The 10542-nt window shown below is 62.0% G+C and carries 5 protein-coding genes; all 5 read left to right on the forward strand.

Annotation, left to right across the window (positions count from 1 at the left end; genetic code table 11):
• Positions 1 to 4: 4 nt before the first annotated feature.
• Positions 5 to 3802, forward strand: coding sequence for a cobaltochelatase subunit CobN (gene cobN, locus BLT65_RS31015; protein ID WP_091785095.1), 3798 nt, complete (start codon positions 5 to 7; stop codon positions 3800 to 3802).
• On the forward strand, positions 3799 to 4839 hold the full coding sequence (locus BLT65_RS31020; RefSeq protein ID WP_091785098.1) for a magnesium chelatase ATPase subunit I: 1041 nt from the start codon (positions 3799 to 3801) through the stop codon (positions 4837 to 4839). Before cobN ends, BLT65_RS31020 begins: the two co-directional genes overlap by 4 nt.
• A gap of 29 nt (positions 4840 to 4868) precedes the next feature.
• On the forward strand, positions 4869 to 5510 hold the full coding sequence (locus BLT65_RS31025; protein WP_091785101.1) for a vWA domain-containing protein: 642 nt from the start codon (positions 4869 to 4871) through the stop codon (positions 5508 to 5510).
• Between the two features lie 415 nt (positions 5511 to 5925).
• Complete coding sequence (locus BLT65_RS31030; protein ID WP_091785340.1) at positions 5926 to 6903, forward strand: ESPR-type extended signal peptide-containing protein; 978 nt, start codon at positions 5926 to 5928, stop codon at positions 6901 to 6903.
• Between the two features lie 38 nt (positions 6904 to 6941).
• Positions 6942 to 10542, forward strand: a 3601-nt coding sequence (locus BLT65_RS47350; protein ID WP_425273174.1) for a beta strand repeat-containing protein, incomplete at its 3' end; no start/stop codon positions are given.

Below are 10542 nucleotides of genomic sequence, written 5' to 3' on the forward strand. Positions count from 1 at the left end.
CGCGATGCATCTGCTGCGCACCGTTCCCGGCGGTTTCGTCGACGATACGAAGGGCGTGATCCGTATCGACCAGAAGCCCGCCGATATCGTGATCCTCAGTTCCGCCGACACGACGCTGTCCCTGCTCGCGAGCGTCGTGCCGCGTCTGGGCGACGGTTTTCCGAGCGTGCGCCTGGCGAATGTCACGTATCTGCGACAGCCGGCTTCGGTGGATTTCTACCTGGACGATGTGTTGCAGCATGCACGCGTCGTCGTCGTCGATCATCTGGGCGGCGAGGCGTACTGGCCGTACGGCATCGAACAGGTCGTGGCGCTGGCGCAGCGCAAGCAGCAGACGCTCGCGATGTTTTCCGGCGACTTGCAGGAAGACCCGAACCTGCTCGCGCGCAGCACGGCTGACGCGGACCTGTGCCATCAGTTGTGGCGCTATCTGCGCGAGGGCGGCGCGCACAACGCCGAATCGTTCATGCGCTGCATTGCGTGGCGCGGCTTCGGTTGGGGCAAGGAGCCGGCGCCGCCGAGTCCGTTGCCGGCCGCCGCGCTGTATCACCCCGGGCGCGACCTGGCGACCATCGACGACTGGCAGGTGCGCTGGAAGCCCGACGCGCCCGTCGTCGCGATTCTGTTCTACAAGGCGCATTTGCAGGCGGCCAACACGGCCGTATTCGATGCGCTGATCGATGCGCTCGAAGCGCGCGGGATGAATCCGTTGCCCGTCGCGATCACATCGTTGAAAGACACGATCAGCCGCGATGTCGTGCAGCAACTCGCCGCGCAGCATCGCATTGCGCTCGTGCTGAACACGACGGCGTTCGCGGCTTCCGCCATCGACGATCCCGAGCCGCTCGCGCTGGCGGGCGACGCGCCCGTGATGCAGGTGATCCTGAGCGGCGGCAATCGCGAAGACTGGGTGAACGACAATCACGGTCTCAATTCGCGCGACATCGCGATGCACGTCGCGCTGCCCGAAGTGGATGGCCGCATCATCACGCGCGCGATCAGTTTCAAGGGGCTTGCGTATCGCTGCCCGCACACCGAAGTGGACGTGGTCCGCTATCAGCCCGATCACGAACGCGTTGCGTTCGTCGCGGAGTTGAGCGAGCGCTGGTGCAGGTTGCGCATCAAAGAGAATGCGGACAAGAAGCTCGCGCTGATCCTCGCGAACTATCCGATGAGCGAAGGGCGCATCGGCAACGGCGTGGGACTCGATACGCCGGCGTCCGTGGTGAACATTCTGACGATGCTGCGCGGCGAGGGCTATCGCATCGACGACGTGCCTTCGAACGGCGATGCGTTGATGGATGCTTTGACGCAAGGCGTGACCAACGATCCCGTCGTTCGCGATCTGCGGCCCGCTTTGCAAAGCCTTGCGTTGAGCGATTACATGACGCACTTCGCGCGTCTGCCGCAGTCGATGCGCGACGCTTTGAATGCGAAGTGGGGCCCGCCCGAACAAGATCCTACTTTGCGGCGCGGGCGCTTCATGATCGCGGGCTGGCGATGCGGGTATGTGTTCATCGGTATTCAGCCGCCGCGTTCGCGCGAACAGAACGATTACGCGAGCTATCACGACGCCGAACTCGTTCCGCCGCATGCGTATCTCGCGTTCTATTTCTGGCTGCGTCATCAGTTCAATATCGATGCCGTTGTGCATGTCGGCAAGCACGGCAACCTCGAATGGCTGCCGGGCAAGAGCGTCGCGCTGAGCGATGCTTGCTGGCCCGATGCGATATTCGGGCCGTTGCCGCATCTGTACCCGTTCATCGTCAACGATCCGGGCGAGGGCAGTCAGGCAAAGCGGCGCGCGCAGGCTGTGATCATTGATCATCTGATGCCGCCGCTCACGCGCGCGGAAAACTATGGGCCTTTGCAGGACCTCGAACGCCAGGTCGATGAATACTACGACGCGTTGATGGTCGATCCGCGCCGCGCGAAGCTGTTGCGCCGGACTATTCTCGATACGATCGTCAAGCATCGGCTGCATGAAGAGCTGAGTCTCGAAGCACCTGTTGATAGCGATGCGGAAGACTCGTTACTGACGAGCGTCGATGCATGGCTGTGCGAGCTGAAGGAGGCGCAGATTCGTGACGGCTTGCATACGTTCGGGCAATCGCCTGACGGCATACAACGGCGCGACACGTTGCTCGCGCTTGGGCGCTTTCCAGTAGGCGATGGACGGGGCGCAAAGGCGGGCATTATCGATGCGCTGGCGCGCGATCTCGGTGTGGATCATCTGTTCGATCCGTTGTCGGCGGATTGGTCGGCCGAGTGGAACGGCCCGCGTCCTGCTCTGTTGCAGCGGGTCAGTGACGCGCCGTGGCGCCATAACGGCGATACGCGCGAAAGGCTCGAACTGCTCGCGGCGTCCATGCTCGATGATATGTGCGGGATGTCGCCTGACGCGTTCTCAACCATAGATGAACTGCCGCAAGCAGCGCGCGTGCTCGAACGTTTGCGCGACGATATCCTGCCGCGTCTCGACGCATGTGGCCCGCACGAACTGATGCACCTGAAGCGCGGACTCGAAGGACGCTTCGTGCCGCCCGGCCCGAGCGGCTCGCCGTCGCGCGGACGTCCCGACGTGCTGCCCACGGGCCGCAACTTCTATTCCGTCGATACCCGCGCCATTCCGACGCAAGCGGCGTGGTCGCTGGGACTCAAGTCCGCGCAGACGCTGATCGAGCGGCACTTGCAGGAGCACGGCGACTATCCGCGCGCGATTGGCCTCTCCGTGTGGGGCACGGCGACGATGCGAACGGGCGGCGACGATATCGCGCAGGCACTCGCGCTGCTTGGCGTGCGGCCGAAGTGGGCGCCGGGCAGTCATCGCGTGACGGACTTTGAAATCATGCCGATTGCGGCGTTCGATCGTCCGCGGACCGATGTCACGTTGCGCGTGTCGGGTTTCTTCCGCGATGCGTTTGCGAACGTGATGCATCTGTTCGATGCAGCCGTGCAGGCCGTTGCCGAACTCGACGAGCCCGAAGACGTCAATCCCATCCGCGCGCGCGTCCTGCGCGAGCGCGACGCGTGGATCGCGCGCGGCGTCGCTCCCGACGAAGCGCGCAGGCGTGCGGGCTTTCGCGTGTTCAGCGCGCGTCCGGGTGCCTATGGCGCAGGTTTGCAGCAGATGATCGACACGCAGCAATGGCAAACGGATGCCGATCTCGCGGACGCGTATCTGTCGTGGGGCGGCTATGCGTACACGCAGAAAAGCGCCGGCGAAGAGGCGCGGCACGCATTCGGCACGCGGCTCGCGGCGATGGATGTGGTGTTGCAGAACCAGGACAACCGCGAGCACGACGTGCTCGATTCGAACGATTACTACCAGTTTCAAGGCGGCATGACGGCGGCCGTGCGGCATCTCGCGGGCAGCCAGCCGCATGTGTATCACGCCGATCACAGCAACCCTGACACACCGCGCGTGCGCACGCTGCATGAAGAGATCGCGCGCGTGATCCGTTCGCGCGTGGTAAATCCGAAGTGGCTGGATGGCGTGAAGCGTCACGGATACAAAGGCGCGGCGGAAATCGCAGCGACTGTCGATTATCTGTACGGCTACGACGCGACCGCGCGTGTGGTCGCCGATCATCAATACGCGCTCGTCGCCGATGCGTATCTGAACGACGCCGATACGCGTGAGTTCATGCGCAAGCACAATCCCCATGCGCTGCATGGCGTTTGCGAGCGGCTGCTCGAAGCGATGCAACGTGGACTATGGCAACAACCGGGCGAGTATCGCGCGCAGGTCGAACAGCATCTGCTGGATAGCGAACAGCACATCGAAGGATCACGATCATGAGCGAAGCCAGCGCGCGGCGCGCGGCCTTTCCGTTTTCTGCGTTGATCGGCCAGGCGGCGCTTCAACAGGCGCTGCTGCTGGCCGCTGTCGATCCCGGCATTGGCGGCGTGCTGGTCAGCGGGCCGCGTGGGACGGCGAAATCGACGGCTGCGCGCGCGTTGGCCGAGTTGTTGCCAGAAGGCCAGTTCGTGACGTTGCCGCTCGGCGCGAGCGAAGACCGGCTAATCGGCACGCTCGATATCGAATCGGCGTTGCGCGATGCATCGGTGCGCTTTTCGCCGGGGCTGCTGGCGAAGGCGCATCGCGGCGTGTTGTATGTCGATGAAGTGAACCTGTTGCCCGATGGGCTCGTCGATGCGCTGCTCGATGCGGCGGCGAGCGGTGTGAACACGGTCGAGCGCGACAGCGTTTCACACACGCACGATGCGAGCTTCGTGCTGATCGGCACGATGAACCCGGAAGAGGGCGAGTTGCGTCCGCAACTGACGGACCGGTTTGGCTTGATGGTTGAGCTGGAAAATTGTTACGAGCCGCAGATACGTCAGGCGATCGTCAAGGCGCGGCTTGCGTTCGATCTCGATCCCCGTGGCTTTCGCGCAGGATACGAGGCACAGCAGGACGCACACGCCGCGAGGCTTCGCGATGCGCGTGCGGCTTTGGCGCGCTTTTCGTTCGACGATGCCGTGCTCGCGCATGTCAGCACGCTGTGCATTGCGGCTGGCGTTGACGGTATGCGCGCCGATCTCGTGATGCTGCGCGCGGCGCGTGCGCTGGCGGCGTTCGAACAGGCCGATGCGGTGACGGTCGCGCATGTCGACAGTGTGGCTGAATCGGTGCTGCTGCATCGGCGTCGGCAGGATGAGCCTGCCTCGCAGCAGCAGGACGGTTCGTCTGCACCGTCGTCTTCTTCTGCGCAGCATGCTTCAACCGGTACCGCGACTGCTACAGCAGAAGCCGACTACGGTTATCTTCCTCCAGAACCTGCAGGCTTGACGCGGGTGAAGGGCGTCATTCCACTCAACGCAAAAAAACGCTAAGCCATCGAAAGAGCGCGGCCGCGCGCGCAATGCGCAGCGGTTTTCGATGGCGGCAAGGCGCGGGCGATGTGGCGCGAGGCGGTTCGCCTGGCGCGCGACGCATCGCGTGGCCACGCACGCTCGCGGCAAAGCGCAACGCGCGATTGCGTAGCGAACACCTGCGGTTCGTCCATGAAGAAGCACGCGGCGGGGTGCTGCATTGCTTCGTGCTCGATTGTTCCCATTCGATGCTGGCAGGACATCAGTTGGCGCTCGCCAAAGGGCTGCTCGTCGCGCTGTTCGATCAGGCGCGCGCGACGCGCTCGGAGGTTGCGCTGGTGTGTTTTGGTGGCGTCGGGGCGGATGTGCGCTTCGGCCCCGCCGTGCCGCGGTGGTGGATAGAGCGGTGGCTCGCGCCTGTTGGCGGCGGTGGCGGCACGCCTTTCGTGCTGGGTATCGAAACGGCGTCTGCGTTGCTCGAACGGGCGGCGCGCCTCAAGCCTGCGCAGCAGCGCTGGCTGTGGATTCTTTCCGACGGCCGCAGCAGCGGTTCTCCTTCGCGGCCGGCATCGGCGGATCATGTCGTGCTGGTCGATTTCGAGCAAGTTGAACGTGTGCGGATCGGGCGTTGTGAACAGATCGCGAAGGCGTGGGACGGCTTGCATCTGACGCCCCAGCAGTTAATCGGTTGATTTCCCCGGCAACTGAAGATAACTCCTACCTTATCTTAGCATTGGCGGACGCATCGTCTTATGGATGCGCGTCATAGTATTTAGTTCGTGTTCCTATGTGTATTGCTATGGGGCGCGAGCTAGTTCGCAAGCCGGAAGTCCATAACACATTTGTCGCTGTGCAAACTGGTCCGATTCGATTGTTGGATGGTGATGACGATGTAGGGATTGTCTGTCATCGTCGTCATGATGATTCGAAATTGAGATGCTTCTGAACTGATTGGGAATTATCCGATTCTGAGAAATCTGAGCGTTCTTATACCGTGCCGTCTGTGCGACCAATGGACGACGATCGTCCAGTGCGGGGGTCGTGCCTAGCACTAAATAAGTGTTAGCTGCTTTTCGATTAACCACACATGGATAATTTAGGATAACGATGAATAGGTCATATCGATCAGTTTGGAACGCGTCTACGAACACCTGGACGGCAGTGCAGGAAAATGCGAAAGGTCGGACGAAAAAGTCTACTCGGTCGACACTGCTTATCAGTGCGGTCACTTCCCTGATCGGCGTAGCTGCTGCTACGCCCGCGTGGGCCTCGTCGATTGCGAACAATTTCTGCACACCAACCAACGCAGGCAGCGGCACCTGGTCGAATGTGGCGGGTTGCTTCACGGATGCCGGGGCATACAATTCGCTGCACAATCTGGGCGAAACGGTCTACGGTTCCTATGGCTATGTTCCGACCAATATTAGCTTCGCGACGATTATGGGTTTCGCGGGCCAGGTCAATTCGCTTTACGGAACTGCGTTGGGCGCAAACGGCGTCGTAACGGGCGCAGCACAAAACAGCGTGGCCCTTGGCGCGGGTTCCGTGGCAACCGATCCAAACACTGTGTCCGTGGGTCGTGTCGGCAACAATCCGTTGTATAACGTGAATGTAGCGGGTAGCGATCCGACGAGCGTCGACGCGACGCCGATGAACCAGTCGTTGCTGGGCACGCTGACGCGCCGCATCACTAACATGGCGGCGGGTATCAACAGCACGGATGCCGTGAACGTGTCGCAGCTCCAGGGCGTGACGAACGCGTTGGGTGGCGGGGCCGGGATCAACTCCACGACGGGCGCGGTCACCGCACCGACGTTCGTGGTGGGGAACAACACATACAACAACGTGAGTGGCGCGATCTCTGACTTGAACGGTCGGATGGCGGGCGGAAACAAGTACTTCCACGCGAATTCGGGCGCTGCAGATTCTCTTGCGAGCGGTCAGGATTCGTTGGCTGTCGGACCTGCGCAACGGCAAGTGGTCAGGCAGCGTCGGCGCTTGGTTACGGAACAAACGCATCCGGTTATGGTGCGGCGGCAGTGGGTCTTTACGCGAATGCCGCGGGCAGCAACGCGGCAGCGATAGGTTTTTCGGCGAATTCGAGCGGGACGAGCGCGGTCGCAGTGGGTCACAACGCGGTCGCGTCGGGTGACTACACCGAAGCAATGGGCAATTCCGCTCAGGCACTGGGTACGGGCGACATCGCGCTGGGCGCATCGTCGACGGCTTCGGGCGCTGGCACGTACGCGGCGGCGCTGGGTGCGAACGCGCTGGCGACGGGCGCAGGCTCGGCCGCGCTGGGCGCAGCCAGCAACGCGGCGGGCAGTCTGTCGACAGCGCTGGGCTACGGCGCGAAGGCGACAACGGCGAATTCTGTTGCACTGGGCTCGAACTCGGTGGCGAACTCGACGACGCTAGGCACGGCGGGCTTCCAGCCGGCTGGCGGCACGATGATCCAGGCCTCGACGGCAGCGGGCGGTGAAGTTTCCGTTGGCAAGGCGGGTGCGGAGCGTCGCATCACGAACGTGGCGGCAGGCTACGCTGCGACGGATGCCGTCAACGTCAGCCAGTTGATGGCCGAAGACGCACGAGTGAATCTCGTCAACAACAACCTGAGCAACCTGTCCAACGTCGTCAACAACATCCCGACGAACGCTAGTCTGAAATACTTCCATGCGAATTCGACGCTGGCGGATTCGACGGTGACAGGAGTCAACAGTGTCGCTGCGGGTCCGGCGGCGGTGGCGAGCGCAAACAACGCGGTTGCACTTGGCGCGAACTCGGTGGCGGATCGCGCGAATACGGTGTCGGTGGGTTCGGCTACGGCGCAGCGGCAGATCGTGAACGTGGGCGCGGGTCAGCAGGCCGCCGATGCGGTCAACGTGTCGCAGCTCTCGGGTGTGACGCAGGCCTTGGGCGGTGGCGCATCGGTGAAGGCTGACGGCTCGATTGCGCAGCCGACGTACAACGTTTATGGCAATACGTATTCGAACGTGGGCGATGCGCTCGGGAATATTTCGAGTGCTACGGGCAATATTGTTCAGAGTCTGAAGTACATCAAGTTTGGACCGAGCGGGGCGGATCAAGCGCAGGCAGGCGGTAATGACTCGATTGCGTTGGGCGGCAACGCGGTCGCAAGCGCGAATGGTTCAGTTGCTATTGGACGCGCTGCTTTTGCTACCGGCTTGAACTCTGTTGCAATCGGTTATGGTTCTCAGGCCGGCGTGGCTAACACGTTCGCGGTGGGCAATTCGTTCACGCCGCGTCGCATCGTCAACGTTGCTGATGGTGTAAACGACACGGATGCGGCTACGGTCAGGCAGATGAACCAGATGGGTTCTGATCTTGAAACCCAAATCGCGAATGTGATCAAGCCGACGACGGTTCTGAAATCGTCGGCTTTGCTGGGTACGTCAAGCGATAGCGATCCGGCTACCGTGGCGCAGTTGAAGAGCATGACAAATGCACTGGGCGGCGGCGCCACCGTTGCTGCAGATGGTACGGTCTCTGCGCCTGCATATGTGGTGCATGGTGCGACCTATTCGAACGTTGGTGATGCGGTTGCCAACATTGCGAAGTCTACGGACGGGATTGGATTCGGTCCAGGAGGGACGGCGGGTTACGCTCAGGCATCCGGTACTGATTCGATAGCGGTAGGAGGTGCTGCGTTTGCAACTGCGTCAAATGCCATCGCAATCGGTACTGGGGCACGTGCGACATTTTCGAATTCGGTCGCGATCGGCTATGGTTCGGCTGCGAGCGCTGCGAACACCTTCGCTGTGGGTAACGTAGGGTCAACACGCCGCATCGTGAACGTTGCTGACGGTATCAACGCCACTGATGCAGCGACCGTTGGCCAAGTGAGTTCTGACATTCAGGCAGCAATCGCGAATCTGAATCTGAACGGGACGACCAATTCTGGTCTGCTCAAGTCGGCGGTGCATTCGACATCACTCCTTGGTGCTACCCCAACTTCAAGCTTGCCGCCGGAACAACTGATCGTGTCGGGACCGACCGACAAGGGCGGTCAAATCGAGGCTTCGGGTACGGACTCGATGGCGATTGGCCTGAACTCTAAGGCTGATGCTGATTATGCACTTGCCACAGGTGTCAATGTCCGTACGCTGGGGACTGGATCGGTTGGCGTCGGGCAACAGATTGCCATCGACGGCCAGAATACCGTGGTGATCGGCACGAACGTAACGGCGGCTGCAGACAATGCACTCGTTATCGGCAACAACAGTTCGACGGTCGTGCCGGGAGCGAATGGCGGCATTGCGATTGGTAACAATGTGCAGGTTGGCGGCGTCAATACGCTGGCGATCGGTACAAACATTTTGGCGTCGGGTTCGAACAGCGTCACGCTCGGCTACGCAAGTGCTGACGGTGGCGTGGCGAACGTCGTATCTGTGGGCAGCAGCAAGCTGCAACGCCGCATCATCAACGTCGCAGCCGGCACGCAGAACACCGACGCAGTCAACGTCTCGCAGCTTTCCGGCGTGACGGCTGCACTCGGCGGCGGCGCAACGGTGAACGCCGACGGCTCGATCAAGAAGCCGACATACACCGTGCAAGGCACGACGGCAACTGATGTCGGCACGGCGATCTCGAAGCTCGACGGCGCAGTGTCGAACGTCAGCAACAACGTCACGAACCTCACCCAGAACTTCAACAACGTCGTGAATGGCGGCGGCATCAAGTACTTCCACGCCAGTTCGACGCTGGCAGATTCGTCTGCGTCGGGCGCGGAATCGGTGGCGATCGGAGGTGGTGCAATCGCATCGGGCGCGAACTCGGTCGCACTGGGCTCGGGCTCGGTCGCAAGCTCGGGCTCGCTGGGCGTGAAGGGTCTCGCGCCGGACAACGCAGCGCTGACGGCTGGCACGGCCTTCGGTGAACTGTCGGTTGGCACATCGGGTAAGGAACGCCGCATCACCAACGTTGCAGCAGGCTATAACGCAACCGACGCAGTGAACGTGAGCCAGTTGATGGCCGAAGATGTAAAGGTCAACAACGTCAGCAATAACCTCAGCAACCTGAGTAATGTCGTCAACAACATCGGCGCCAACGTCTCGATGAAGTATTTCCACGCGAATTCGTCGCTGGTTGACTCGACGGCATCGGGTGCGAATGCAATCGCCGTGGGTCCGCAAGCGACGGCGGCGGGCACGAACGCGATCGCGGTTGGCTACAACGCGAGCGCAACCTCTGCTGAATCGGTCGCTCTCGGTTCGAATTCGACGACATCGGCCATTCTGTCAGCAACGGCGTACAACCCGGGCAACGCAACGCTCTCGGGCACGACGGCGGCAGGCGAAGTCTCGGTGGGCAATGGAAGCTTCAATCGCCGCATTACCAACGTGGCGGCCGGCTCGGCAGCAACGGACGCGGTGAACGTGAGCCAGTTGATGGCTGAAAACGCGAAGGTCAACGCCGAAGGCACGGCGACGGCAGCGGCGCTGGGCAGTGGTTCGACCTACGACCCGACGACGGGCAACATAGGTGCGCCGACGTACATCACGGGAGGCTCGACGTATCAGAACGTAGGCGGTGCGATCACCAACATCGATGCTCGTCTGTCGAACATTACCAGTGGTACCGGCGACGGCATCAAGTATTTCCACGCCAGCTCGACGCTGGGCGACTCGTCGGCATCGGGCAAGGACAGCGTGGCGATCGGCGGTGCAGCGACGGCATCGACGGCGAACTCGGTCGCGCTGGGCT

Source organism: Paraburkholderia steynii (assembly GCF_900100565.1).
Lineage (GTDB): Bacteria > Pseudomonadota > Gammaproteobacteria > Burkholderiales > Burkholderiaceae > Paraburkholderia > Paraburkholderia terrae.